Source organism: uncultured Polaribacter sp., assembly GCF_947495205.1.
In the GTDB taxonomy this organism is placed as follows: domain Bacteria; phylum Bacteroidota; class Bacteroidia; order Flavobacteriales; family Flavobacteriaceae; genus Polaribacter.
This window is the reverse complement of record NZ_CANLXV010000004.1, coordinates 112741-138147: the sequence shown is the minus strand read 5'-3', so window position 1 is coordinate 138147 and position 25407 is coordinate 112741. Positions and strand designations below refer to the sequence as shown.

General features: G+C 29.1%; 25 protein-coding genes and 1 other RNA gene. 19 read left to right on the top strand and 7 right to left on the bottom strand.

Going from position 1 to position 25407, the window contains the following annotated elements:
• Positions 1–94: 94 nt before the first annotated feature.
• The 3 genes from Q0762_RS05230 to lysA all read right to left on the bottom strand — a co-directional run bounded on the left by Q0762_RS05230 (position 95) and on the right by lysA (position 2565).
• Positions 95–610: a GNAT family N-acetyltransferase gene (locus tag Q0762_RS05230; RefSeq protein ID WP_298764440.1), complete on the bottom strand. Its 516-nt coding sequence runs from the start codon at positions 608–610 to the stop codon at positions 95–97.
• 9 nt (positions 611–619) lie between these two features.
• On the bottom strand, positions 620–1231 hold the full coding sequence (locus Q0762_RS05225) for a fumarylacetoacetate hydrolase family protein (RefSeq protein WP_298764438.1): 612 nt from the start codon (positions 1229–1231) through the stop codon (positions 620–622).
• Positions 1232–1326: 95 nt separating this feature from the next.
• The gene (gene lysA / locus Q0762_RS05220; RefSeq protein ID WP_298764436.1) at positions 1327–2565 is read right to left on the bottom strand and encodes a diaminopimelate decarboxylase; all 1239 of its coding nucleotides are present in this window, start codon (positions 2563–2565) and stop codon (positions 1327–1329) included.
• A gap of 269 nt (positions 2566–2834) precedes the next feature.
• Here lysA and Q0762_RS05215 point away from each other — a divergent pair, with 269 nt between their 5' ends.
• From Q0762_RS05215 to Q0762_RS05200, 4 genes are all read left to right on the top strand, one after another.
• On the top strand, positions 2835–4694 hold the full coding sequence (locus Q0762_RS05215; RefSeq protein WP_298764434.1) for a DNA topoisomerase IV subunit B: 1860 nt from the start codon (positions 2835–2837) through the stop codon (positions 4692–4694).
• 81 nt (positions 4695–4775) lie between these two features.
• The gene (locus tag Q0762_RS05210; RefSeq protein ID WP_298764430.1) at positions 4776–5156 is read left to right on the top strand and encodes an ORF6N domain-containing protein; all 381 of its coding nucleotides are present in this window, start codon (positions 4776–4778) and stop codon (positions 5154–5156) included.
• Positions 5157–5396: 240 nt separating this feature from the next.
• Complete coding sequence (locus tag Q0762_RS05205) at positions 5397–8135, top strand: DNA gyrase/topoisomerase IV subunit A (RefSeq protein WP_298764428.1); 2739 nt, start codon at positions 5397–5399, stop codon at positions 8133–8135.
• 226 nt (positions 8136–8361) lie between these two features.
• Positions 8362–8694, top strand: coding sequence for a DUF2834 domain-containing protein (locus tag Q0762_RS05200; RefSeq protein WP_298764425.1), 333 nt, complete (start codon positions 8362–8364; stop codon positions 8692–8694).
• A 32-nt stretch (positions 8695–8726) separates the two neighbouring features.
• Here Q0762_RS05200 and Q0762_RS05195 read toward each other — a convergent pair whose 3' ends face one another.
• The gene (locus tag Q0762_RS05195) at positions 8727–11174 is read right to left on the bottom strand and encodes a carboxypeptidase-like regulatory domain-containing protein (RefSeq protein WP_298764423.1); all 2448 of its coding nucleotides are present in this window, start codon (positions 11172–11174) and stop codon (positions 8727–8729) included.
• A 14-nt stretch (positions 11175–11188) separates the two neighbouring features.
• Positions 11189–12901 (bottom strand): M23 family metallopeptidase, encoded by a 1713-nt coding sequence (locus tag Q0762_RS05190; RefSeq protein ID WP_298764421.1) that lies wholly within the window; start codon positions 12899–12901, stop codon positions 11189–11191.
• A gap of 145 nt (positions 12902–13046) precedes the next feature.
• Between Q0762_RS05190 and Q0762_RS05185 the strand changes: the two genes are divergently transcribed.
• From Q0762_RS05185 to Q0762_RS05160, 6 genes are all read left to right on the top strand, one after another.
• Complete coding sequence (locus tag Q0762_RS05185) at positions 13047–13337, top strand: hypothetical protein (protein ID WP_298764419.1); 291 nt, start codon at positions 13047–13049, stop codon at positions 13335–13337.
• 16 nt (positions 13338–13353) lie between these two features.
• Complete coding sequence (locus Q0762_RS05180) at positions 13354–13644, top strand: cell division protein ZapA (RefSeq protein WP_298764416.1); 291 nt, start codon at positions 13354–13356, stop codon at positions 13642–13644.
• 54 nt (positions 13645–13698) lie between these two features.
• Positions 13699–13828: non-coding RNA, 6S RNA (gene ssrS / locus Q0762_RS05175), on the top strand.
• Between the two features lie 48 nt (positions 13829–13876).
• Entirely contained in the window at positions 13877–15442 is a 1566-nt protein-coding gene (gene rny / locus Q0762_RS05170) for a ribonuclease Y (RefSeq protein ID WP_298764414.1), read from the top strand.
• Positions 15443–15755: 313 nt separating this feature from the next.
• Positions 15756–16343 carry a zeta toxin family protein gene (locus tag Q0762_RS05165; RefSeq protein ID WP_298764409.1) on the top strand — a complete coding sequence of 196 codons (588 nt, stop codon included), beginning with the start codon at positions 15756–15758 and terminating at the stop codon, positions 16341–16343.
• Positions 16327–16479 (top strand): hypothetical protein, encoded by a 153-nt coding sequence (locus tag Q0762_RS05160; RefSeq protein WP_298764406.1) that lies wholly within the window; start codon positions 16327–16329, stop codon positions 16477–16479. The genes Q0762_RS05165 and Q0762_RS05160 overlap by 17 nt, the downstream gene beginning before the upstream one ends.
• A gap of 223 nt (positions 16480–16702) precedes the next feature.
• Here the strand turns inward: Q0762_RS05160 and xerD are convergent, their stop codons facing one another.
• Positions 16703–17608, bottom strand: coding sequence for a site-specific tyrosine recombinase XerD (gene xerD, locus Q0762_RS05155; RefSeq protein ID WP_298764403.1), 906 nt, complete (start codon positions 17606–17608; stop codon positions 16703–16705).
• Between the two features lie 43 nt (positions 17609–17651).
• Between xerD and aroQ the strand changes: the two genes are divergently transcribed.
• From aroQ to Q0762_RS05140, 3 genes are all read left to right on the top strand, one after another.
• Positions 17652–18065, top strand: coding sequence for a type II 3-dehydroquinate dehydratase (aroQ, locus tag Q0762_RS05150; protein ID WP_298764401.1), 414 nt, complete (start codon positions 17652–17654; stop codon positions 18063–18065).
• Positions 18066–18526: 461 nt separating this feature from the next.
• Positions 18527–18697, top strand: a complete 171-nt coding sequence (locus tag Q0762_RS05145) for a PIN domain-containing protein (RefSeq protein WP_298764398.1) — start codon at positions 18527–18529, stop codon at positions 18695–18697.
• Between the two features lie 338 nt (positions 18698–19035).
• The gene (locus tag Q0762_RS05140; protein WP_298764396.1) at positions 19036–20109 is read left to right on the top strand and encodes a Fic/DOC family N-terminal domain-containing protein; all 1074 of its coding nucleotides are present in this window, start codon (positions 19036–19038) and stop codon (positions 20107–20109) included.
• Between the two features lie 26 nt (positions 20110–20135).
• Here the strand turns inward: Q0762_RS05140 and Q0762_RS05135 are convergent, their stop codons facing one another.
• A complete protein-coding gene (locus tag Q0762_RS05135; RefSeq protein ID WP_298764395.1) occupies positions 20136–20399 on the bottom strand; it encodes a hypothetical protein in 264 nt (87 codons plus the stop codon).
• 113 nt (positions 20400–20512) lie between these two features.
• Here Q0762_RS05135 and Q0762_RS05130 point away from each other — a divergent pair, with 113 nt between their 5' ends.
• The 6 genes from Q0762_RS05130 (at position 20513) to Q0762_RS05105 (ending at position 25405) form a co-directional block, all read left to right on the top strand.
• Entirely contained in the window at positions 20513–21385 is an 873-nt protein-coding gene (locus Q0762_RS05130) for an ABC transporter permease (RefSeq protein ID WP_298764392.1), read from the top strand.
• A 72-nt stretch (positions 21386–21457) separates the two neighbouring features.
• On the top strand, positions 21458–21805 hold the full coding sequence (locus tag Q0762_RS05125; RefSeq protein WP_298764390.1) for a four helix bundle protein: 348 nt from the start codon (positions 21458–21460) through the stop codon (positions 21803–21805).
• A 57-nt stretch (positions 21806–21862) separates the two neighbouring features.
• On the top strand, positions 21863–23140 hold the full coding sequence (locus Q0762_RS05120) for an ABC transporter ATP-binding protein (protein WP_298764387.1): 1278 nt from the start codon (positions 21863–21865) through the stop codon (positions 23138–23140).
• Positions 23140–23829, top strand: a complete 690-nt coding sequence (locus Q0762_RS05115; protein WP_298764385.1) for a WbqC family protein — start codon at positions 23140–23142, stop codon at positions 23827–23829. Before Q0762_RS05120 ends, Q0762_RS05115 begins: the two co-directional genes overlap by 1 nt.
• Positions 23830–24495, top strand: coding sequence for an acetyltransferase (locus tag Q0762_RS05110; protein WP_298764383.1), 666 nt, complete (start codon positions 23830–23832; stop codon positions 24493–24495).
• 4 nt (positions 24496–24499) lie between these two features.
• Positions 24500–25405 carry a hypothetical protein gene (locus tag Q0762_RS05105; protein WP_298764382.1) on the top strand — a complete coding sequence of 302 codons (906 nt, stop codon included), beginning with the start codon at positions 24500–24502 and terminating at the stop codon, positions 25403–25405.
• Positions 25406–25407 lie beyond the last annotated feature (2 nt).

Here is a 25407-nt window from a genome sequence, read left to right as displayed (position 1 = left end):
TCATAGTGAAAAAATATATGCTTTCTTTTTTGTGTGAGACGCTTACAGCGTGACAAACTATACTTTTTCAATATGATTAAACGCTATTTTTTCATTATGAAATCACTTTCTCAAAAGCCATTCTTTTGGCACCATAAGACGTGTAAATAATGCCACAATAAGTGTAACCTAATTTTTTTATTAAAGATTGCATTCCAATATTTTCTTCATGCGTATCAATCTTTAAACTTTGTATGTTTTGGTCTTTTAATTGTTGATGAAATTCCTGGAATAAAAAAAGCGCCAATCCTTCTTTTCGATGTTCTTTTTTTACTGCCATTCTATGAATTACTCCATATGCTTCATCTTCACTTACAACCCAATTACCAGCGATTACTTTTTTGTAAGTAGGTTCTTTTCTTGCAGTAAACATAGCGGTTGCTACAATCTTACCATCATCATTAAAAACAACATAACTTTCTTTGTTATGTATATCGTTTTCTACTTGTGCTGCATTAGGATACCCATTTTGCCATTGGTCTATTTGTAAAGATTTTAGCAATGCTTTGGCATCTTTAATAATTTCCATTATTTCAGGAATATCTGTAATTTTAGAAAGCCTTATCTTCATCAATAAAAATTATATCATTTTAAAATCAAGCAATAATTCGCCATTTATAGAACATTGTAAATGATCTCCTTTAAAAATTTCTCCTTTTCCAAGAGCAGGAGTTCCTGTAAAAATTAAATCTCCAGGTTGCAAAGTCATGTATTTAGAAATAAAAACAATAATATCTGCAAAATCGTGAATCATGTAAGCTGTGTTGCTTTCTTGTTTTAATTCGCCATTTATTTTTAAATCGAAATTAATATCACCTAAATTATAATTAGAAATCGGTTTAAAATTAGACATTGGTGCAGCACCATCAAAACCTTTGGCAAACTCCCAAGGGTGTTTGGTTTCTCTTGCATCTGCTAAAATATCTTTTGCTGTATAATCTATTCCTACAGCAATTTCAGAAATATAAGCATTGGCATTTTCTTTGGTTATGTTTTTGCCTTCTTTACCAATTTTTATTACTAATTCTACTTCATAAATAAGTTGGTTTGTAATTTCAGATGGGTAAACCACATCACAATTAACAGCCAAACTACTTTCTGGTTTAGAAAATATAAATTTTTTGTTTTTTTTCTTTTCTGGAATTTCTTTTAAATCGGTTACATAATTACTTCCTATGCCTAATATTTTCATGTTGTATTACTTTTGATTGTTGGGTAAATGTAAATAAAAAATCCACTAAAAAGAATACTTTAAAGTGGATTTATTAATTTGTTATTTTTAAAACTTTAAGCAGAAACAGACGCTTCTTTACTTGATGGTTTCAATTCTATAACTTCTTGATTGTGCAAGATATCTTGAATGGTTTGACGTTTTCTAATCAAATAATCTTTCCCTTCATGCACCATTACTTCTGCAGGTAAATACCTAGAGTTGTAGTTAGACGCCATAGAGAAACAATACGCGCCAGCATTGTGAAAACAAAGAATATCTTCTTCAGAAATTTCTGCAATTCTACGGTTAGAACCAAAAGTATCGGTTTCACAAATATAACCCACAACAGAATAATACCTATCTCTACCTGTTTCATTAGAAATATTGCTAATTCTGTGGTAAGAATCATACATCATTGGTCTTACCAAATGGTTAAAACCAGAATCTACGTGCGCAAAAACGGTAGATGTAGTTTGTTTTACAACGTTAACTTTTGCTAAGAAAACACCAGCTTCAGAAACTAAAAATTTACCAGGTTCAAACATTAATGTAATTTCTTTACCATATTCTTTACAAAACTGATTGAAACGTGTTGATAATTGTACACCTAATTGCTCTATATCTGTAGAAATATCTCCTTCTTTGTAAGGCACTTTAAAGCCACTACCAAAATCTATAAAATCTATATTTTTAAATTGTTTGGCAACATCAAATAAAATTTCAGATGCACGTAAAAAAGTATCAATATCTAAAATATCAGATCCTGTGTGCATGTGTATTCCATTAATATTCATTCCTGTATTTTCTACAACTCTTTGTATATGTGGTACTTGGTGAATAGAAATGCCAAACTTAGAATCTATATGACCTACAGAGATTTTAGAATTACCACCAGCCATAATGTGCGGATTGATACGCACACAAACAGGAATATTTGGGTGTTTTTGACCAAATTGTTCTAAAATAGACAAGTTATCTATATTAATTTGCACCCCTAATTTTGCAACCTCTTCAATTTCTTGTAAAGAAACGCCGTTTGGTGTATAAATAATGTTTTTAGGATCAATTCCTGTAGTTAAACCTAATTGCACTTCTTGATGCGAAACCGTGTCTAAACCAGCGCCTAAGTTTTTTAAAACCTTTAAAATATTTATATTAGAAAGTGCTTTTACAGCATAATTTAATTTTAAATTTTTAACGCCTTTAAAAGCGCCTGTTAAGCGGTTATATTGTGATGCTATTTTTGCAGTATCATAAACATACAAAGGACTGCCGTACTTGTTTGCTAATTCTAAAAGTTGTGCGTTTTCCACGATTGTTCTATTTAATTTTTATCAAAAGTAATTAAAAAATTAGCTTTAAAATTATTTGTTTAAAAATATAACATATTGTTTTTTATTGTGATTTTCTTTGGCTTTTAGTAATTCCATTTTTGCCTTTAGCCTATTGCGAAAAACAAAAAGACAAAGGCTTAAAAAACGTTGAAATCCTGTTGATAACTAATTGCTTTAATTGTTTCTTTTTTTGATGTGAAACCCTATTTTTACAAGTACTGCAAACCTAACTATAGTAACGATTTTTTATGGCTCAAGAAACAAAATATACAGAAGATAATATTAGATCTTTAGACTGGAAAGAGCATATTAGAATGCGACCAGGAATGTACATTGGTAAGTTAGGAGATGGTTCTTCTGCAGACGATGGAATTTATATTTTGGTAAAGGAAGTTTTAGACAACTCGATTGATGAGTATGTAATGGGCGCTGGTAAAACTATAGAAATTTCTATTCAAGGTAGTAAAGTTACGGTTAGAGATTATGGTCGTGGAATTCCGCTTGGAAAAGTAGTAGACGTAGTTTCTAAAATGAATACTGGTGGAAAGTACGATTCTAAAGCTTTTAAAAAATCGGTTGGTTTAAATGGTGTAGGTACCAAAGCCGTAAACGCATTGTCTTCTTATTTTAGGGTAGAATCTTCTAGAGAAGGAAAATCTGCTTCTGCAGAATTTAGCCAAGGAAATTTAGAAAATCAAGAGTTTTTAGAAGAATCTTCCAGAAGAAAAGGTACAAAAGTACAGTTTATACCAGACGAAACTATTTTCAAAAACTTCAAATTCAGAAATGAATATGTAGCAAAAATGTTAAAGAATTATGTGTACTTAAACCCAGGTTTAACCATAATTTTTAACGGAGAAAAGTTTTTCTCAAAAAACGGATTAAAAGATTTATTGGAAGATAATAACAACAAAGAAGACATGTTGTACCCAATAATTCATTTAAAAGGAGATGATATTGAAGTAGCCATTACACACAGTAAAACGCAGTATTCAGAAGAATACCATTCTTTTGTAAATGGGCAACACACCACACAAGGTGGTACACACCAATCTGCATTTAGAGAAGCCGTTGTAAAAACAATAAGAGAGTTTTATGGTAAAAGCTTTGAAGCATCAGATATTAGAAAATCTATTATTTCTGCCATTGCAATTAAAGTTATGGAACCTGTTTTTGAGAGTCAGACCAAAACAAAATTAGGTTCTACAGACATGGGGGGAGATTTACCAACGGTAAGAACTTACATAAATGATTTTCTAAAAACAAAATTAGATAATTTTCTGCATAAAAATACAGTTGTAGCAGATACACTTCAGAAAAAAATAATTCAGGCAGAAAAAGAACGAAAAGAACTTTCTGGAATACGAAAATTAGCAAAAGACAGAGCTAAAAAAGCAAGTTTACACAACAAGAAATTACGCGATTGTAGAATTCATTTAGGCGATGTTAAAAAGGACAATTATTTAGATACTACTTTATTTATAACAGAGGGAGATTCTGCCTCTGGTTCCATTACAAAATCTAGAAATGTAAATACACAAGCTGTTTTTAGTTTAAAAGGAAAACCATTAAATTCTTACGGATTAACTAAAAAAATTGTTTACGAAAATGAAGAGTTTAATTTATTGCAAGCCGCTTTAAATATAGAAGATGGTTTAGAAGATTTACGCTATAATAACATTGTAATTGCTACAGATGCAGATGTAGATGGTATGCATATTCGTTTGTTGTTAATTACCTTTTTCTTACAGTTTTTTCCAGAATTGATAAAAGAAGGGCATTTGTATATTTTAGAAACACCTTTGTTTAGAGTTAGAAATAAAAAACAAACTTTTTATTGTTATTCTGATGAAGAAAAGCGTGAAGCGATAGAAAAATTAAGAGGAAAGCCAGAAATAACACGATTTAAAGGTTTGGGAGAAATCTCGCCTAATGAATTTGTGCATTTTATTGGTGATGATATTCGTTTAGATCCTGTAATGTTAGATAAGGACATGACCATAGACCAAATGTTACAGTTTTATATGGGTAAAAATACGCCTGATAGGCAGAAGTTTATTATAGAAAATTTAAAAGTGGAGTTGGATTATGTGGAAGAAGAAATCTAGACCTCACAGGTTTTTAAAACCTGTGAGGTTTTGCAATCATAAAATTTGAGGTAGAAATTTGCTACCTTAGGAGTATAAAAAATGAAAGATAAAGAAAACTTAATAATTCCAGATGAAATAATTACTAACAAAATCTATTTGATACGTGATCAAAAAGTAATGTTAGATAGAGATTTAGCAGAATTGTATGAAGTAGAAACAAGAGTTTTAAAACAAGCAGTAAAAAGAAAACTAAATCGTTTTCCAGAAGATTTTATGTTTGAATTAAATAAAATTGAGTTTGAAAATTGGAGATCACAATTTGTGACCTCCAATTCTGATAAAATGGGTTTACGATATGCTCCAATGGTTTTTACAGAACAAGGAGTTGCCATGTTATCGAGCGTATTAAATAGTGACAGAGCCATTGCTGTAAATATTAATCATGAAAATGTAATTGCGAAGAACGACGCAATCTGTTAAAATGATTAAGAGATTGCCACAGAAAGTGAAAAACTTTCTTCGCAATGACAAAAAGGAAAGAACAAAAATTGGGTATAAAAACCATAAAAATTAAAGCAAATAGTGGGCAAGTAAGCCTGCGTTAGGGATTGAACGGTTTGTTTGAGCTCTTGCGCTTTTTTGCGCAAAGCGAGTAGTGAAAGCCCGTTAAAACGCCCAAAATAATAAACAATTACACAATTAAACGATTGAACGTTTTTTATGAGTGAAGAAATAAACGACAACGAACACGAAGAGGAATTAACAAATGAAGGAGCACAATTAGATGATCCTAAAGAAGAAACCATTACCAAAGTTACAGGAATGTATAAGGAATGGTTTTTGGATTATGCTTCGTATGTAATTTTAGAAAGAGCGGTTCCATCATTAGAAGACGGTTTAAAACCTGTGCAACGTAGAATTATGCATTCTATGAAAGATTTAGATGATGGACGTTACAATAAAGTGGCAAATATTGTTGGGCATACGATGCAATATCACCCTCATGGAGATGCTTCTATTGCAGATGCAATGGTGCAAATTGGGCAAAAAGAATTGCTGATTGATATGCAAGGAAACTGGGGAAATATCTTAACAGGAGATAGAGCTGCAGCGTCTAGATATATTGAAGCTAGACTTTCTAAATTTGCTTTAGATGTGGTTTTTAACCCAAAAACTACAGAGTGGAAATTGTCTTATGATGGGCGTAGAAAAGAGCCTATAGATTTGCCTGTAAAGTTTCCATTATTATTGGCACAAGGTGCAGAGGGAATTGCTGTAGGTTTGTCCACAAAAATATTGCCGCACAATTTTATTGAATTGATAGATGCTTCTATAAAATATTTAAAAGGGAGAAGTTTTAAAATTGTACCTGATTTTTTAACCGGCGGAATTGCAGATTTTACCAATTATAATGATGGCAAAAGAGGAGGAAAGGTAAGAATTAGAGCTAAAATTTCTCAACTAGATAAAAAAACGTTGGTAATTAATGAAATTCCGTTTTCTACTACAACATCTTCTTTAATAGATTCTATTTTAAAAGCCAATGATAAAGGTAAAATAAAGATAAAAAAGATTGAAGATAACACGGCTGCAGAAGTAGAAATTTTGGTGCATTTGCCACCAAATGTATCGCCAGATAAAAGTATTGATGCTTTATATGCTTTTACAAATTGTGAAACTTCCATATCGCCTTTAGCGTGTACAATTCAAAACAATACACCTGTTTTTGTTGGCGTTTCAGACATGTTAAAACATTCTACAGATTTAACTGTAGAATTGTTGAAAAAAGAATTAGAAATTCAGTTAAATGAATTGGAAGAACAATGGCATTTTTCTTCTTTAGAACGCATTTTTATAGAAAATAGAATTTATAGGGATATAGAAGAAGAAGAAACTTGGGAAGGTGTAATTGAAGCCATAGATAAAGGTTTAAAACCACATATTAAACATTTAAAACGTGCAATTACTGTTGAAGATATTACGCGTTTAACGGAAATTAGAATTAAAAAAATATCAAAATTTGATATAGACAAAGCCAAGCAATTTATAGAAAGTTTAGAGGATAAAATTGCAGTTGTAAAAAATCATTTAGCAAATCTAATAGAATTTGCAATTGATTATTTTAAGCGTTTAAAAGAAACCTATGGTAAAGGAAAAGAACGCAAAACAGAAATTAGAATTTTTGATGATATTGTAGCATCTAAAGTTGCTATGAACAATACAAAACTTTATGTAAATAGAGCAGAAGGTTTTATTGGAACTTCTTTAAAAAGAGACGAATTTGTTTGTGATTGTTCTGATATTGATGATATTATTATCTTTAGAAAAGATGGTGTAATGTCTGTAACTAAAATAGATTCTAAAACCTTTGTTGGTAAAGATATTATACATGTTGCTGTCTTTAAAAAGAAAGACAAAAGAACTGTGTATAATTTTATGTATAGAGATGGCACAAAAGGTGCTTCTTACATGAAACGTTTTAATGTAACGTCTGTAACTAGAGATAAAGAATACGATTTAACCAACGGTAGTAAAGGTTCTGTAGTACATTATTTTTCTGCAAACCCAAATGGAGAAGCAGAAACGGTTACTGTAACCTTAAAACTAGTTAGTCGTTTAAAAAAGCCTAAATTAGATATAAATTTTGCAGACTTATCTATAAAGGGTAGAGCTGTAAAAGGAAATGTAATTACAAAATATCTTATTAAAAGCGTAGATTTTAAAGCTGCCGGAGTTTCTACTTTAAAGCCACGTAAAATTTGGTTTGATGATGCTGTGCAACGTTTAAATGTAGATGATAGAGGCGAATTATTAGGAGAATTTAAAGCAGAAGATAAATTATTAATTATCACACAAAGTGGAAAAGCAAAAGCGGTTAAACCAGATTTAGCAATGCATTTTGAAGATGATATGATTGTTTTAGAAAAATGGAAACCAAATAAACCCATTTCTGCTATTTATTTTGATGGAGAAAAAGAGCGCTATTATGTAAAACGTTTTTTAATAGAAACTCCAGATAAGGAAGAAGAGTTTATTTCTGATCATGTGAAGTCTCAGTTAGAAATTGTTGCTACAGATTACAGACCTTTAGCAGAAGTGCAATTTTCTAAACGAAGTTTAGAGAACATAAGTGTTAATTTTGAAGAGTTTATAGCTGTTAAAGGTATTAAAGCGCAAGGAAATCAGTTAACTACAGATAAAATTAAAAATGTAAATCTTTTAAATCCTTTGCCTTATGAAGAGGAAGAGCCAGAGCCAGAGCAGGAGGAACCAACAAATACTGAAACTGAAGAAGAAACGGCTTTAGAAGAGAAATTACCTTTAGAAATACCAGTTGTTAAAAAAACAGCGGTAGTAGAAAAAGAAGATAAAGAGCATAAAAAGAAAGATTTGTTAAAGAAAGCGATAAAAAAGAAAAAAGAGAAAACAGATGATGAAAATCAGCAGACTTTGTTTTAAAATAAGTGCAAAATTGAGGATTAATTACATTTTAAATGTATAAATTTAAAAGGTAGGTTTTTAATTTTATTATTGATGTTTTTGAGATACTTGGCTAAAATTATGATACGTTAGGATTTATTCAGTATGCTTTTTCTATAAATAAGGTTTAATAATTAAGTGTTTTTTGCGGTTGGTTATATTGTGAAACCTTATTTACAGTAATAATGATTTTTATTTTTTAAGTATGAAACTAAAACACCTTTATTTAACATTAGCAATTCTAGGAATTTGTTATACTTGGTATTATAACATTCTTTACTTTAATACGGTAGAAAATGCGTCTTTCATTGGTTTTTTTAAAGATACACAACAAAATTTTGCAGGCAAATCTTTAAGCGCAGATTTAACTGTGGTTTGCCTTACTTTTTTTGCTTTTTTAATACCAGAATCTTTACGATTAAAAATTAAGTTCTGGTGGATTTTGATTCCGCTTACTTTTTTAGTAGCAGTTGCCTTTACCTTGCCTTTGTTTTTGTATTTGAGAGCAAATGCTTTAGAAAAAAAGCACGCTTTATAAGCGCATAATAATTTTATAAATGCAATTTTTTATTAAAATTTCATAGCAAGTTTAACATTAAGAACTCTACCAGTCATAAAATTTGGAATACCAAATTGGTTTTTCGTATTAACATCTCTAACCCAAGTATTGGTTATGGCGTTTTGAATATCAAACATATTAAAGAGCTCTAAACCAGCGGTAAGTTCTTTAAAGTTAGAAAGCCAACCCGTTTTATATTGCTTATTCGCGTCTGTAAAAACGTAAGATACACCCAAATCTGCTCGCCTGTAATCTCTTAAACGCTCTTGAAAATCGTAAACATCTGCATATGCAGGAGCACCACCAGGAACACCAGTATTGTAAACTAAATTTAAATAGGCTTTTAAATTGGGTAGGTTAGGTACATAATCTTGAAATAGAATTGCAAATTTTAAGCGTTGATCAGAAGGTCTAGAAATTTCGCCTCTATTATCTATATTTTCTTTGGTTTTTAAGTAACCAAAACTCACCCAACTTTCGCTACCAGGAACAAATTCTCCGTTTAAACGTGCATCAAAACCATGAGCAAATGCTGTAGTTACATTATCTGCCCTGTATCTAATTCTAACATTATCTACAGAATAGGCATTTACATTAGTTAAATCTTTGTAATAAATTTCTGTTGTTAATTTAAAAGGTCTTTCCCATAAATCAAAACTGTAATCCATACCAGCCACAGCATGAATTGATTTTTGTGCTTCAACATTTACATTTATTTGACCGTTAAAATCTTTTAATTCTCTATAAGACGGTGGTTGAGAATACCAGCCACCAGAAAGTCTAAACAACATGTCTCTAGACCAGTTGGGTTTAATTGCAAATTGAGCTCTTGGGCTAATAGTAGTTTTGTTTGTTGAAGAAATACCATTAGCAACCACTGTAAAATTTTGTGCTCTTACACCAATGTTGTACCAAATTTCATGGTTTCCAGAAAACAAACGTTCATTAAATTGTAAAAAACCAGAAAGTCTGTGAATATTTACTTGATGATCTTCTCTAATACTCTGAAAAGGAATTACATCGCCATTAAAAGGTTCAAAAGGTTGGTTGTTTGCTTGACTGTTTGGAGGTCTTATAGAAAAACCTAAAGAATCAATAACTTCCCATTCTCTAATGCGTTCTCTAATATCTTCATTTTGATATTTTACACCAAAATTCCATTGTTGCTGTTCATTTTTAATTGTTCCTCTAATTTGAATGTTGTTGAATAAAGCGTCCAAATCGTTTCTAGCATGATTTAATTGAGAGCCAATTCCTTCAGAAAAACTAACTTCACCAAAATTATCAGAACCAATATTAGCATCTACAGCACCTAAATTATAAGAAGCTGCAATATCAAAATACTCTTCTTCTTGTGTATTGTAACTAGAAATAGTAGTGGTTAATTTAAAATCTTCATTTACTTTAAATTCTCCTGAAAGTGCATTAAAAATAGTAAGGTAATTATTTTCTTCTTTACCGTTGTAAAAAACAACTAGCTCTAAAGGATCTGCAACTGTACCAAAACGTGTTCTTCTAGAAATGGGTTGGTAATTGTAACTATTCAAAGAAAAATTACCGAGATAATTTAAAGAAAATCGTTCCGAAAATTTATAAGTTAAGAATGTTTGAAAATCTGTAAAACGAGGTCTAAAATTAGTTTCAATTTGTTGACTATTTACAAATAAACTATTGTCTCTATAACGTAAACTTGCAATTGCCGTGAATTTGTTGTCTAAAGCATTGGTTTCAAAAGTAGCACTTCCACCAAGTAGACTAAAATCTATAGTGGTTGCTGTTTCTTTTGGTTTTCTGTACGTTATATCTAATACAGACGAAAGCTTATCGCCATATTTGGCTTGAAAACCACCAGCAGAAAAATTAATATTCTGCACCATGTTTGCATTTATAAAACTTAAACCTTCTTGTTGCCCAGAACGAATTAAGAATGGTCTATAAATCTCAATGCCATTTACGTAGACTAAGTTTTCATCAAAATTACCACCTCTTACATTATATTGTGTGCTTAACTCGTTATTATTATTTACACCAGGCAAGGTCATTAAAATATTTTCTACACCTGCATTTGCACCAATAATAGTTTTTGCTTTTAAAGGATCTATTTTTACAAGTCCACGTGCCTCTTTATTGTTATTTTTTATAACAATTTCTTCTAATTTTTCTGATTTTGAAATTAGCGTAGGAGAGTAGCGTACCAAATCCCTACTTTTTGCTGTGATTTTATGATAGAAAGTATGGTAAGAAATGTGACTAAATTTTAATTCAATTTCTTTTTTTACGGGTATTCTTAAAGAATAATTTCCATTTTTGTCTGTTATTGTTCCTGTTTTGTCAAAAATAACAGAAACATTCTCAATACCTACTTTCTCTTTATTTTTAACGGTTCCTTTTAATAATGTTGTTTTTTGTGCAACCAATATTGTAGGTAATAGTAATAAAATTAGTAACTTTTTTTTCATTAGTTTTTTAAAAATTATCTTTTTATATCGGTTTCTTTTCTAAAGAACGTTTTAGAAAGCGTTGTAGTATTACCTACGTTGTCTGAGACTACAATTTTAAAGATATGTTTGCTACCCAACAACTTTTTATCTTTAAAATTATACATTAATATGCCTTTTTTATGATTGTATTGCATTAATACCCAATTGCCGTCTATTGTTGCGTACCAATTTTTTATACCAGAACCGATATCTGTAATTTTAACTTGTAATGTTTTTAAGTTCGTAATCCACTGCTGATCTTTAAAATACAAAATTCTTGCAGTTGGTTTTTTTACATCTTTTTTTAAAGTATAAGATCCTAAAGATTTTGTTGTTGTAAAAAATGTACTATCTCTTTTTCTTGTATGTTGGTATCTTGGGTATTTTTTGTAATCTACATTAGCTATGTACAACTGTTTTCTTTCTTCTGGTGTATATTTATTTACATTAAAAGTTAAGGTATAATTCTTATCTAGAGGTACAGACGGCGTATGTATTTTAGCGACTCCATCTTCAACTTTAAAATCTAAAAAAATATCTTCGTAAAACGTATTTTTTGGAAAGGCAACAGTTACATCTTCCAAAGAAAATTTATGAAACGCTTTTGCATTAATTTTAAAAGCTGTGGTATCTTTTTGTTTTTTAAAAATAGCATTGGTATTTGCACCCATTACCGGTATTTTTAAAATACTTTTATTTCCGTTAAAATCTTTAGCTATAATTTCTACAGTATAATTTAGGCCTTTTTCTATAGACAACTTACCATTATTTATAAGATCTTTATAAATAGATAGTTTATTTGCCTCCTTTTTAAACGTTCTTTGCAATCTACTTTTATATTTTTTAAAATATTGATAATCAATAAGTAAGTTTAGGTATTTGGTTTCTGCAAATGAAAACGTTTCTAAATTATGGTAATAATGTCTTTTACCGTTTACGCGCATTTCTAAACTAAAAATACCGTTTTTATTGGGTGCTTTATTCAATCTGTCAAAAGCATTGATACTAAAGCCAATAGTACCATTTGCTATTATTTTATCTGCTTTATAAACCCCATTACCAATATTTTTTATGTTAACTTTAAAACTGTTGTATTGTTGATTTATTCTTGTGTTTTCTGTTAATGGATATACATGTAATGCTTGAAAAGTGGGTTTTTTTGTATCTGGCGTAGTAATGCCAAAATACATTGGGTTAATTACATGTTCTGTTTTTGTGTTTCTAATTTCAAAATGAAGATGTGGGCCTCCAGAACCACCTGTATCACCAGAAAAAGCTATGATTTCTCCTTTTTTTAATAGGAATTTATTCTTTTTTGGAAAAATATTTCCGGTTTCATAATTTTCTTTTTTGTATTGAATGGCTTTTACATAAGCCTCTATTTCTTTAGAAAACTTTTTAAGGTGCCCATATACGCTGGTGTAACCATTTGGGTGTGTTACATAAATGGCTTTACCATAACCCCATTGTTGTACTTTAATACGAGATACATAACCTTCTGCAACGGCAAAAACAGGCAAACCCTCTTTACCTTGTGTTTTAATGTCTAAGCCAGAGTGAAAGTGATTGCTGCGCAATTCTCCAAAAGTACCAGACAATACAATGGGTATGTCTAACGGACTTCTAAAGTAATTTTTAGGATATTTTTCTTGAGAAAAGAGAATTTGTGCAAATAAAAGGAGAAATAAAAATATTGTATTTTTCAAGCGTAAAATTTTAGGTAAAAATAGTAAAAAATACCGTGTTTTATAAATTGTTTAGTATCAGGTATTTATTAATATGTCAATTAAATGTTGTAAAATTTAAAAGAGATTGCTAAATTTGTTTTTATAGTTTTATTCTAATATTTTTATGAGTAATACCCTAGAAGCAATTCATTTATTGGAAGATAGGTTAAAAAGTTTACTTTTTAATTACAATTTTTTAAAGGAGGAAAATGAAATATTGCTGAAAAGGAATACGATTTTACAAAAAGAACTATTAGAAAAGGAGGAACTTTTAGCGCATCAAACAGAAAAAATGAATACGTTAAAAATTGCAAAAACTATAGAAGGCAGTATTCAAAATAAAAGAGAAACAAAACTCAAAATAAATGCATTAATTAGAGAAATCGATAAATGCATAATTCAGTTACAAGAATAAAGTTCATTTTAAAATAGTGGAGAAATTAAAAATTAATATCATAATTGCTGGTAGAAACTATCCTTTAAGTGTAAACAACACTAAAGAAGAAGAGGGTATGCGTAAAGCTGCAATAGCTATTAATAAACTAATTGCAAGATTTGAGCAAAATTATGCAGTTAGTGATAAACAAGATGTTTTAGCAATGTGCGCCTTGCAATTTGCATCTAAATTAGAAATTTCATCATTAGAAAAAAATGCAACGCAAACTGAAGCAATAAACAAAATTAAAGAGTTAACCAATTTGGTACAAGCTCATTTAAAATAAGTTCTTTAAAATACATTAACAACACACTGCCTACGTTAGTAAATTGTTTGATAAACTCAACAAATACCTATTATGAAGGATGAGTCTTAGTTGCTAAAGCACGCCATTATTGCTAAATTTATTTTTAGTTTTTAGATGGATTCTTGATCAGCTAGTTAGTCCTAAACTTGTCATAATGGAGTTTATAAAAACCAAACTATCGTAGGCTTTTTTTATATATTAAATTTAAATTATGGATGGAATGTTACTTCCCGTTATTGTGGGAATTATTGGAATATTAATTGGGTTTTTTATTGCGAAAACAATAGAAAAATCTAAGGGCACAAAATTATTAAATAGCACAAAAAAAGAGGCTTCTGCAATTATTAAAGAAGCTAAAATTGATGCGGATTCTATTAAAAAAGAGAAAATTTTACAGGCAAAAGAAAAATTTATAGAATTAAAATCTGAGCATGAAAAAGTAATTTTATCTCGAGAAAAAAAGATTTCTGATGTAGAAAAAAGAATTCGAGATAGAGAGTCTAAAGTTGCCTCTGAAGTTGATAAAAACAAAAGGTTAAACCAATCTTTAGAAGCTAAAAATAAAGATTACGATTTTAAACTAGACTTTTTAGAAAAGAAAGAAAGCGAGCTGGAAAAAATGCACAAAAGGCATGTAGATATGCTAGAACAAATATCTGGTTTATCTGCAGAAGAAGCTAAAAAGGAGCTGGTATCTTCTTTAAAAGACGAAGCCAAAACAGAAGCAATGGCTTTTATTCAAACCTCTGTAGAAGAAGCAAAACTAACCGCAGAACAAGAAGCAAGAAAAGTAGTTTTAGGAACCATACAAAGAGTAGGTGTAGAGCAAGCTGTAGAAAATTGTGTGTCTGTATTTAATTTAGAGTCAGATGATGTTAAAGGAAGAATAATTGGTAGAGAAGGACGTAACATTAGAGCAATTGAATCGGCTACAGGTGTAGAGATTATTGTAGATGATACGCCAGATGCTATTATTTTATCTTGTTTTGATCCAATTCGTAGAGAAATTGCTCGTTTATCGCTACACAAGTTGGTTACAGATGGTAGAATTCACCCTGCTAGAATAGAAGAAGTAGTTGGGAAAACAGAAAAACAAATTACCCAAGAAATTATAGAAGTTGGTAAAAGAACGGTTATTGATTTAGGAATTCATGGTTTACACCCAGAATTAATAAAAGCTGTGGGTAGAATGAAATACAGATCTTCTTACGGTCAAAACCTTTTACAACACTCTAGAGAGGTTGCCAATTTATGTGGTATTATGGCTTCTGAAATGGGTTTAAATGCTAAGGTTGCCAAAAGAGCAGGTTTACTGCATGATATTGGTAAAGTACCTAATGAAGAAAGTGAATTACCACATGCATTGTTAGGAATGCAATGGGCAGAAAAATATGGTGAAAAACCAGATGTTTGTAATGCCATTGGTGCGCACCATGATGAAATTGAAATGAAATCTCTAATTTCTCCAATAGTACAAGTTTGTGACGCCATTTCTGGTGCAAGACCAGGTGCAAGACGTCAAGTTTTAGATTCTTATATACAACGTTTAAAAGATTTAGAAGATATTGCCTTTGGTTTTTCTGGTGTACAGAAAGCTTATGCAATACAAGCAGGTAGAGAGTTGCGTGTTATGGTAGAAAGTACCAAGGTAAATGATACAAAAGCTTCTGAATTATCTTTTAGTATTTCTCAAAAAATACAAAATGATATGACCTATCCTGGACAAGTAAAAGTTACAGTTATTAGAGAAACTAGAGCTGTTAATGTAGCGAAATAGAATCCTATCTTAATCTTATCAAAGGGAAGAAACACTCTTATGAATAAAATATTGAAATCCTAACTTCTTTAAAGTTAGGATTTTTTTTTGTTAGAAAAAAAAATAACTTAGAAGTACTATCTTTTAGACAACGTTATTTTGTGCTAAAAATCGTGTTTTTTGTTAATGCTATTTTTATTAGTAAACGTTTATTTTACAAAAAGCAACAGACATAATCAATTTAAAATTAAGTAATTTAATTAAACATTGGGCATAATGCAAAATAAATTTGTAATTTATACGTATTAATTGAAAAACAATTAAATTTGTAAAGGTGGATGAAAAAAATCTTTATATAATAGCAGGTTGCAATGGAGCTGGAAAAACAACAGCTTCTTTTACGATTCTTCCAGAAATTATAGAATGTAAAGAATTTGTAAATGCAGATGAAATTGCGAGAGGACTTTCTCCTTTTCAACCAGAAAAAGTGTCTTTTGAATCTGGTAGAATAATGATTAATCGAATTAATGAACTTTTGAAAGATAATGAAAGTTTTGCTTTTGAAACAACACTATCAACAAGAAGTTACAAGAATAAAATATTACAAGCAAAAAAACAAGGCTATACAGTAACGCTTTTGTTTTTTTGGTTAAACAATATTGAATTAGCAAAAGAACGTGTAAGAATACGAGTAATTGAAGGCGGGCATAATATTCCTCCAAATATAATTGAAAGACGATATTTAAAAGGAATTTATAACTTGTTCGAAATTTATTTGTCAATTATTGACGGAGCGTTAATATTTGACAACTCTTTTGGTAAACACGAATTAATAGCTGAAAAATTAAGTGAAGAAAATTTAACTGTAATTGACCAACTAAAGTTCAATAAATTAAAAAAATTTTATGAAAACAAAAGATAAACAAATCGTTTTTAAAGAAAAAGTATTAAAAGGACTTGAAAAAGTATACGAAAAAATGGTTGAATTTAAGAAAGAGAAAAATTCAGAAATTGTTATAATGGAGGGAAATGAAATTGTTAAAATAAAACCTGAATAAACGTAACGCCCAAGCGCTATAAATTTTATCGCTGTTAATGCCTTATTTTAGTAAATTCTCACACATTTTTAATTCAATATATATTTATTCATTTTAAGTTTAATTAACGTATCAAGCTATATACAACAACTAATTTCAAACTTTTATTCAGCTAATATTTGCTACTTATTTAAAGCTATAAAACCACTATTTTCAGCTTTACTCAATTTACATAATGGTTCACTTAAGATAGGCTTTTTCTAGGATGAAAAGTTTCTACAACTTCTTTTAAATAAGAATTGTCTACATGTACATAAACTTCTGTTGTAGTAATACTTTCATGACCTAACATTTGTTGAATAGCCCTTAAATCGGCACCATTTTGTAGTAAATGTGTTGCAAAAGAATGTCTTAATGTATGTGGACTTATTTTCTTTTTCAGGTTGATTTTTATTGCCAAATCTTTTAAGATTAGAAAAATCATTTGTCTAGTCAAACCTTTTCCTCTTCGATTTAAAAACAAAGTATCTTCATAATTTTTCTGAGGATTTATATGAGTTCTTATTTCATGAATATATAAAGAAATGTATTTTTGAGCTGTGGGATGAATCGGTACAAAACGCTCTTTATTTCCCTTACCCAAAACACGAATAAAACCTTCTTCAAAGAACAAATCAGAAATTTTTAGTGTTGTAATTTCACTTACACGCAAACCACAGCTATACATTGTTTCTAAAATAGTTCTGTTTCGTTCTCCTTGTGAATGGGTTAAATCTATGGCAGCAATTAAAGCATCTATTTCTGTTTGCGATAAGGTGTCTGGTAATTTTCTGCCAATTTTAGGAGTTTCCAACAAATCTGTTGGGTTGGTTTCTCTATAATCTTCAAAAACCAAATAATCAAAAAAACTGCGCAAACCAGATATTATTCTTGCCTGACTTCTTGGGTTTACTTGTTTTGCTGTATGATAAATAAATTGTTTTACGGTTTCTTTATCAATTGAAATTGGAGTGGGCGTAAGTTGATGTTCATCTAAAAATAAAAGCAATTTTTCTAAATCTTTAGAATAACTATCTATGGTGTTTTTAGCCAGTCCTCTTTCTAATTTTAGATAGATTTGGTAATCTTTAATTGCATTTTGCCATTTCATTTGTTAAAAATAAAATATATTTACACAATAAAAATAGATTACTTTGAAAATTATTATAATTAACGGTCCAAATTTAAATCTCTTAGGCAAAAGAGAACCAGAAATTTATGGTTCTGCAACTTTTGAAGATTATTTTAAACAATTGCAAATTTCTTTTAAAGAAGTAGAATTATCTTATTTTCAGTCTAATATAGAAGGAGAACTGATAAATAAACTGCACGAAGTTGGTTTTTCTTACGATGGTATTATTTTAAATGCGGCAGCCTATACACATACCTCTGTTGGTTTGGGAGATGCAATTAAAAGTATAGACACGCCAGTTGTAGAAGTGCATATTTCTAACATACATGCAAGAGAAGCGTTTAGACAACACAGTTATATTTCACCTAATGCTAGTGGTGTTTTGTTTGGTTTTGGCTTAAAAGGTTATGATTTGGCTGTACACAGTTTTTTGTAGTCTAAACTTCTTTTAGCAACTGTTTTTAGAATTTTAAAACCATTTTAATGGCTGAACGTTTGTAGTGCACATTTTTTTCTAAAGGAATTTCTGTACACCCTTTTTTGGAGTATCTATAAAATGCAGCCGCTAATATTCTGTGAGCATATAAGATGTTGTAAATAATACAAAAATGAAATTAGGCATTTAAAAATTAAGTATATTGCATTAAAATAAAAAAATGGGAAGTTTAGTTATATCAAATAAAATATTAGATAAGTATTTCGGATATCTTAAAAACTTAGACAATAATGCAAAAAAAACTTGATTATCAAATTAACAAAATCTATTGAAACTAAATCGAAAAAAGCATTTGAAATTAAATCTATTTTCGGGACTTGGGAAGACAATAGAACGTCAGATGAGATAATCAGTGAAATCAAATCTTCAAGAATCGAGAAACGAAATAATCCGAGTTTAGGATGAAATACCTATTAGATACAAATATCTGCATTCATTTATTTCGTGGAAAATATAATCTAATAGAAAAATTTAAAGAAATAAATTTAGACGATTGTGCGATTTCGGAAATTACTCTTGCAGAGCTAATATTCGGAACAGAAAATAGCCCAAATCCTAAAAAAAACTATTAGATTATTGACACGTTTTCCGAACAAATTAAAATCTTACCGATTTTTAATTCAATCCAAATTTACGCAAAGGAAAAAGTCCGATTAAGAAGAAAAGGAATTATGATAAGTGACTTTGACCTTTTAATTGGCTCAACAGCAATTGCAAACGAATTGATAATGGTTACGGAAAATGTAAAGGAATTTAATCGAATTTCTGGAATATATATTGAAAATTGGGTTAAGCGATAAAGTACTATTTACAACAACGTTGTACTTAATGCGGGACAAAAAGTCGCATATCGAATCTAATTGAACTGTTTTTTGTATTTTTGGTACATATATAATTTAATAGAGAGAAAATGTCCCAAATTAATAAACTTGCAAAGCTTCCACCAAAAAGAGAAAAAGTAGAGACTATTGAAATTCTTCGCCAATTAAGTAAATCTTCAAATTCATTAGGAGAATTAAAAGGAATTGCTAAAACTATTCCTAATCAAGAAATGTTAATAAACGCTGTTGTTTTACAAGAAGCTAAAGATAGTTCAGAAATAGAGAATATTATTACAACACAAGATGAATTATATAAAGCGTTAGCTACAAACATAAAACAACCAACTCAAGTTAAAGAAGTTATAAATTATAGAAGTGCTATTTTTTCTGGTTTTGAACTAATTCAGAAACAAGGATTTTTGAAGCTAAAAAACATTGAAACTATTCAAAAAACCATTATCGAAAATAATGCTGGAATTCGTTCAATGGCTGGAACTGTTCTAAAAAACGATAAAACTGGAGAAATTGTCTATACGCCACCACAAGAAAAAGAGGAAATCTTAGATTTATTAGGCAATTTCTTAGAACATTTTAATGTTAAACAAAACGATTTAAATCCGCTAATTAATTTAGCCATACTACACTATCAGTTTGAAAGTATTCATCCTTTTTATGACGGAAATGGAAGAGCAGGAAGAATACTAAATATTTTATACCTAATTATAAACGATCTTTTAGATATTCCTATTTTGTATTTAAGTTCATATATCAACGAAAATAAAGCAGATTATTACCGTTTACTAAATACAGTTAACAATAAAGATGAATGGTCTGAATATATCATTTATATGCTAAAAGCTGTTGAAGTAACATCAAACAGAACCATTGAGAAAATAAATTCAATTAAAGTATTATTGGATAAAACTATAATACATGCACAAGAAAAGGAACCTAAAATTTACAGAAAAGAACTAATTGAATTACTTTTTGAACAACCTTATTCTAAAATAGAATTTGTTGTAGAAAAATTAAACGTAGAAAGAAAGGCCGCTTCACGCTATTTAAAAAAAATGGAAGAAATTGGAATACTAACCTCTCAAAAGATTGGAAGAGAAAGTGTTTATGTGAATACAAAATTGATTGAAATATTGAAAAAGCATTAAGTACAACACACTATAAACTTTATTGCTTATCTTGGTGAAACAGCCATTTTACTGAACTCAACAAAGCTTTTCTGATTTACAAAGGCAAAAGTGCCAACAACTTCAAGATTAATTACAGCAGAAAATATAAAACCACCGGTTTTTATAATGTGGTCTTTAGGGTTACTTAAAACATTTTCATCAAAAGGTGCTACATAAAAATAGTTGGCTAACCAAGCTACATTTAAGTCATAAAAAGTATTCGCAAATTTGTCTTCAAAAGGAATACTTTCAATGATTATAGTTTTCAAAAACCAGTAAATTAAAGATTAGATTACTTTACCCTAAAAATAATACGATTAAACGAAACTTATTATGATATCTAGTAAAATAAATTATATTTGTAGAAATCAACAAAACGTACATGCAAAAAGATAAATGGCTTTTTGAAATTACCCCCAAAAACAATTTATTTGACCTAAATCTTAAAGAAGTTTGGCAATATAGAGATTTGTTATTGTTATTCGTAAAAAGAGATGTTGTTACGTTATACAAACAAACTATTTTAGGGCCACTTTGGTATTTAATTCAGCCATTGTTTACATCTATAATATTTACTTTGGTTTTTAACAATATTGCTGGTATTTCCACTGGAAATATTCCACCTTTTTTATTCAATTTAGCGGGTGTAACCATTTGGAATTATTTTAAAGAATGTTTAACAGCCACATCAGATACATTTAAAAAGAATGAGGCTATTTTTGGTAAAGTATATTTTCCAAGAGTTATAATGCCTATGTCTATCGTGGTTTCTAACTTGTTAAAATTCGGAATTCAGATTTTTATATTTATTTGTTTCTACTTGTATTATTTTTTAAATGGATATGCTGTTTCACCCAATAAATTTATATTGTTTTTTCCTTTATTGGTTGTTGCAATGGGAATGGTAGGTTTAGGTTTAGGCATGATTATTTCGTCTATGGTAACCAAATATAGAGACTTAACTTTTTTGGTAGGTTTTGGGGTGCAATTGTTAATGTACTTGTCTGCAGTAATGTATCCTTTAGATTTAATGAGAGAAAAACTAACAAATTTAGAAGAAGGTTATAATTATGCTTGGGTGGTAGATTTTAATCCCATAGCACATTTGGTAGAATTTGGAAGATATATTTTGTTGAACGATGGAAGTTATTCTAATTTTGGTATGTTATACACCATTTGTTTTACAATCATAATTTTCTTTTTAGGCTTATTAATTTTTAACAAAACAGAAAAATCTTTTATAGATACAATCTAGTGAAAAGGTTTGTTCGTGAATTGTGTGTTATTAGTAAAAAATTAATTTCATAAGTTGATAAACTTAAAAATTATGGAGCATAAAAAACTAGATGTTTGGATAAAAAGTATGGATTTGGTAGAAGAAATCTATATTTTTACTAAAAAATTGCCTGATTCAGAGAGATTTGGTTTGATTTCTCAAATGCGAAGAGCTGTAGTTTCAATACCTTCAAATATTGCAGAAGGCGCTGCAAGAAAAGGAGATAAAGAATTTATTCAATTCATTCACATTGCACTGGGTTCTTTAGCAGAGTTAGAAACACAATATTTAATAATTGTTAGATTAAATTACGCTGATAAGAATATTGATTTAGAAAATTTATTAACAACCACTAAAAAGTTATTGTTAGGTTTCAGAAACTATTTAGTAAAAAAATAAGATATTAATGAAGGTAGAACTATTTACTATTCACAACATACTATTCACCACTTTACTATGAATGATGTTATTTTAAAAGTTGAAAATTTATCGAAACAATACAGACTAGGAACTGTGGGTACAGGAACTATTAGTCATGATTTCAATCGATTTTTAGCAAAAGTTAGAGGGAAAGAAGACCCGTATTTAAAAATTGGTGAATCTAATGATAGATCTAAAAAAGGAGATTCTGAATATGTTTGGGCTTTAAAAGATATTAATTTTGAAGTAAAAAGAGGAGAGGTTCTTGGAATTATTGGTAAAAATGGCGCAGGAAAATCTACTTTATTAAAGATACTTTCTAAAGTTACAGGACCCACAACTGGTGCTATAAAATCTAAAGGTAGAATTGCTTCTTTGTTAGAAGTTGGTACAGGTTTTCATCCAGAAATGACTGGTAAAGAAAATATCTTTTTAAATGGCGCTATTCTTGGGATGACTAAAAAAGAAATAGCTGCTAAATTAGATGAAATTGTATCATTTTCTGGTTGTGAACGTTATATAGATACGCCAGTAAAACGTTATTCAAGTGGAATGAAAGTACGTTTGGCATTTGCTGTAGCTGCGCATTTAGAACCCGATATTCTGGTGGTTGATGAAGTTTTAGCTGTAGGTGACGCCGAGTTTCAAAAGAAAGCCATTGGTAAAATGCAAGATATTTCTGGCGAAAATGGAAGGACTGTTTTGTTTGTAAGTCATAATATGGCGGCTATAGAGTCTTTATGTAGTAGAGCAATTTCTTTAAAAAATGGTTCTATAAAGTTTACGGGAAACACTAATAATGTTGTAAATGATTATTTAAACGATAATTTTTTCAAAAATAGAAAAATTGAATTTCATGATATTGAATATGCCATAGGAAATTCTAATCTTAAAATAATGTATGCAGCAATTGAAAATGCTTCTGATAAAAGGAAAAATGCAATAATTGATGTTAATTCAAGTATAAATTTAAGGTTAAAAATTATAAATTTATCAAAAGAAAATGAAATATATGTTGGTTATGATTTATTAACCACTAAAGGGGAGGTTGTTTTTGGATCAGGTGATAAATTTAAATGTAAAAGAAATGCGTTATCAGAAATTGTTTGTCATTTACCCCCTAATTTTCTAAATAATAATCAATATCAAATATTTATTTATTTTCATACTTCAAATATGATAGAATTATATAAAAATAGGGAATTATTAACCTTTGAGGTAAAAGATGTTAAAAGAGAACAAAGTTATCTCGGTAAAATTAATGGATTGATTAGACCAAAATTAAAATGGACTATAAATAATGATCAGACATAATGAAAAAAATTTTAATATCACAATCAAATTATATTCCTTGGAAAGGTTATTTTGATTCTATATCTTTAGTAGATGAATTTATTATTTATGATGATATGCAATACACAAAAAGAGATTGGAGAAATAGGAATAAAATAAAAACGGCGCAAGGTTTAAAATGGTTAACAATACCAGTTGAAGTCAAAGGGAAATATTATCAGAAAATAAATGAAACAAAAATTTCGGATGATAAATGGAACACAAAACATTGGGATGTTATAAAACAAAATTATAGTAAAGCTACTTTTTTTAAAGAATACAAGTCTTTTTTTGAAGATTTATATCTCACAATGAACTATAAATATTTATCAGAAATAAACTACAGCTTTATTTCTACAATTTGTGATTTTTTTGAGATTAAAACAAAAATACGATTTTCTTCAGAATTCAATCTCATAGGTAACCCTACAGAAAAATTACTGAACTTGTGTAAAGATTCTAATGCAAAACAATATTTTACTGGACCTGCAGCAAAAAAATATTTAGATGAATTTTTGTTTAATAATAATAATGTTGAAGTAAAATATTTAGATTATAACAACTATAAATATTATAAACAATTATACCCGCCTTTTAGACACGATGTATCTATTTTAGACTTAATTTTTAATGAAGGTATAAATGCTAAAAAATTTTTAAAATTTGTTTAAATGAAAATAACTAATTTAGTAATAATCGGAAATACAAGTAATGCAAGGATCGCTCATTTTTATTTTTCTAGTGATACAAAATATAATGTTGTTGCCTTTTCAGTAGATGAAAAATATATTAATGAAAAACAATTTTGTAATTTACCAGTTGTTGCTTTTGAAAATGTTCACAAATTTTATCCGCCATCTGATTATAATGCTTTTGTTGCAATAGGATATAAAGATATGAACAATTTACGAAAAAAAATGTATCTTTTAACAAAAGAAAAGGGGTATTATTTACCAAATTATATTAGTAGCAAATGTACTTTTTTAACCAATGAAAAAATTGGAGATAATAACTTTATTCTAGAAGATAATACAATTCAACCTTTTGTTACCATAGGATCTAATAACGTTTTATGGTCTGGTAACCATATTGGACATGATGTTTCAATAAAAGATAATTGTTTTATTTCATCACATGTTGTGATTTCTGGGTTTACTTCTATAGAAGACAATTGCTTTTTAGGAGTAAACTCAACTTTTAGGGACGCAATAACTATTAGAGAATATTCTTTAATCGGTGCAGGTGCTTCAATCATGAGAAGTACAGAAAAAGATAGTGTATATTTAGCTCCTAAACCAGTAAAGCTAGATAAAAAAAGTAAAAGCTTAAAAATATAATTTTATGAATTGGAAAAAAGAAGGGCAAATTTTCAAGGTGAATTCTAGCAACCCTGATTTAATTTCCCATGCCTCTAATCCTCTTGCAATTCATTTGAAAGAAGATATATATAGAATCTTTTTTAGTGCCAGAAATATAGAAAATAAATCTTCTATATCTTTTGTTGATATAGATATTCTTAAAAAGAAAATCATAAAAATATCGGGAAAAACTATTATAAAATATGGTATTGATGAAAGTTTCTATTCACACGGTATTAGTATTGGAAATCTATTTAGAGATAAAAAAAATAAACAGTTTATTCTTTTTATGGGTTGGCAAATAAGAGAGGGGAATCATTGGAGGGGAGATATTGGTAAATTAGAATTAATTTCTAATAATAGTTTAAAATTAACTCAAAAAACTCCGTTTATGTCATCTGATAGTGAAGATAAAGTTAGTTTATCTTATCCTTTTGTTATTTTTCATGATGACATTTATAAGATGTGGTATGGGTCAACCATTAATTGGACATCAGAAAATAAAGAAATGATTCATGTAATTAAATATGCAACATCAAAAGATGGAAATATTTGGGAAAAACATGGAATAGCAATACCTTATGAAATAGGGGTTGCTCAAGCATTTTCAAAACCTTCTGTAATAATAGATGAGAATGGTTTTCATATGTGGTACTCTTTTAGAGGTGGTAATGGTTTAAAGTATAGAATAGGTTATGCTTTTAGTAAAAATGGTATAGAATGGCAAAGAAAACATAATTTAACAGGTATAGATGTATCTGATAAAGGATGGGACAGTGAAATGATTTGTTATCCTTTTGTTTTTGAACACAAAGAGAATCTCTACATGTTATATAATGGGAATAGTTATGGTAAAGATGGTTTTGGTTTAGCGCTTTTAATAAAATAGTT

What these genes read in the sequence shown, in the direction of transcription:
- Q0762_RS05160 (WP_298764406.1), top strand. Translation starts at nt 16,327, where the DNA reads ATGAAAACAAAAGATAAACAAATCGTTTTTAAAGAAAAAGTATTAAAA.
- Q0762_RS05140 (WP_298764396.1), top strand. Translation starts at nt 19,036, where the DNA reads ATGTCCCAAATTAATAAACTTGCAAAGCTTCCACCAAAAAGAGAAAAA.
- rny (WP_298764414.1), top strand. Translation starts at nt 13,877, where the DNA reads ATGGATGGAATGTTACTTCCCGTTATTGTGGGAATTATTGGAATATTA.
- Q0762_RS05185 (WP_298764419.1), top strand. Translation starts at nt 13,047, where the DNA reads ATGAGTAATACCCTAGAAGCAATTCATTTATTGGAAGATAGGTTAAAA.
- Q0762_RS05110 (WP_298764383.1), top strand. Translation starts at nt 23,830, where the DNA reads ATGAAAATAACTAATTTAGTAATAATCGGAAATACAAGTAATGCAAGG.
- Q0762_RS05225 (WP_298764438.1), bottom strand. Translation starts at nt 1,231, where the DNA reads ATGAAAATATTAGGCATAGGAAGTAATTATGTAACCGATTTAAAAGAA.
- Q0762_RS05205 (WP_298764428.1), top strand. Translation starts at nt 5,397, where the DNA reads ATGAGTGAAGAAATAAACGACAACGAACACGAAGAGGAATTAACAAAT.
- Q0762_RS05210 (WP_298764430.1), top strand. Translation starts at nt 4,776, where the DNA reads ATGAAAGATAAAGAAAACTTAATAATTCCAGATGAAATAATTACTAAC.
- xerD (WP_298764403.1), bottom strand. Translation starts at nt 17,608, where the DNA reads ATGAAATGGCAAAATGCAATTAAAGATTACCAAATCTATCTAAAATTA.
- Q0762_RS05105 (WP_298764382.1), top strand. Translation starts at nt 24,500, where the DNA reads ATGAATTGGAAAAAAGAAGGGCAAATTTTCAAGGTGAATTCTAGCAAC.
- Q0762_RS05145 (WP_298764398.1), top strand. Translation starts at nt 18,527, where the DNA reads ATGAAATACCTATTAGATACAAATATCTGCATTCATTTATTTCGTGGA.
- Q0762_RS05115 (WP_298764385.1), top strand. Translation starts at nt 23,140, where the DNA reads ATGAAAAAAATTTTAATATCACAATCAAATTATATTCCTTGGAAAGGT.
- Q0762_RS05120 (WP_298764387.1), top strand. Translation starts at nt 21,863, where the DNA reads ATGAATGATGTTATTTTAAAAGTTGAAAATTTATCGAAACAATACAGA.
- Q0762_RS05130 (WP_298764392.1), top strand. Translation starts at nt 20,513, where the DNA reads ATGCAAAAAGATAAATGGCTTTTTGAAATTACCCCCAAAAACAATTTA.
- Q0762_RS05215 (WP_298764434.1), top strand. Translation starts at nt 2,835, where the DNA reads ATGGCTCAAGAAACAAAATATACAGAAGATAATATTAGATCTTTAGAC.
- Q0762_RS05125 (WP_298764390.1), top strand. Translation starts at nt 21,458, where the DNA reads ATGGAGCATAAAAAACTAGATGTTTGGATAAAAAGTATGGATTTGGTA.
- Q0762_RS05230 (WP_298764440.1), bottom strand. Translation starts at nt 610, where the DNA reads ATGAAGATAAGGCTTTCTAAAATTACAGATATTCCTGAAATAATGGAA.
- Q0762_RS05200 (WP_298764425.1), top strand. Translation starts at nt 8,362, where the DNA reads ATGAAACTAAAACACCTTTATTTAACATTAGCAATTCTAGGAATTTGT.
- Q0762_RS05195 (WP_298764423.1), bottom strand. Translation starts at nt 11,174, where the DNA reads ATGAAAAAAAAGTTACTAATTTTATTACTATTACCTACAATATTGGTT.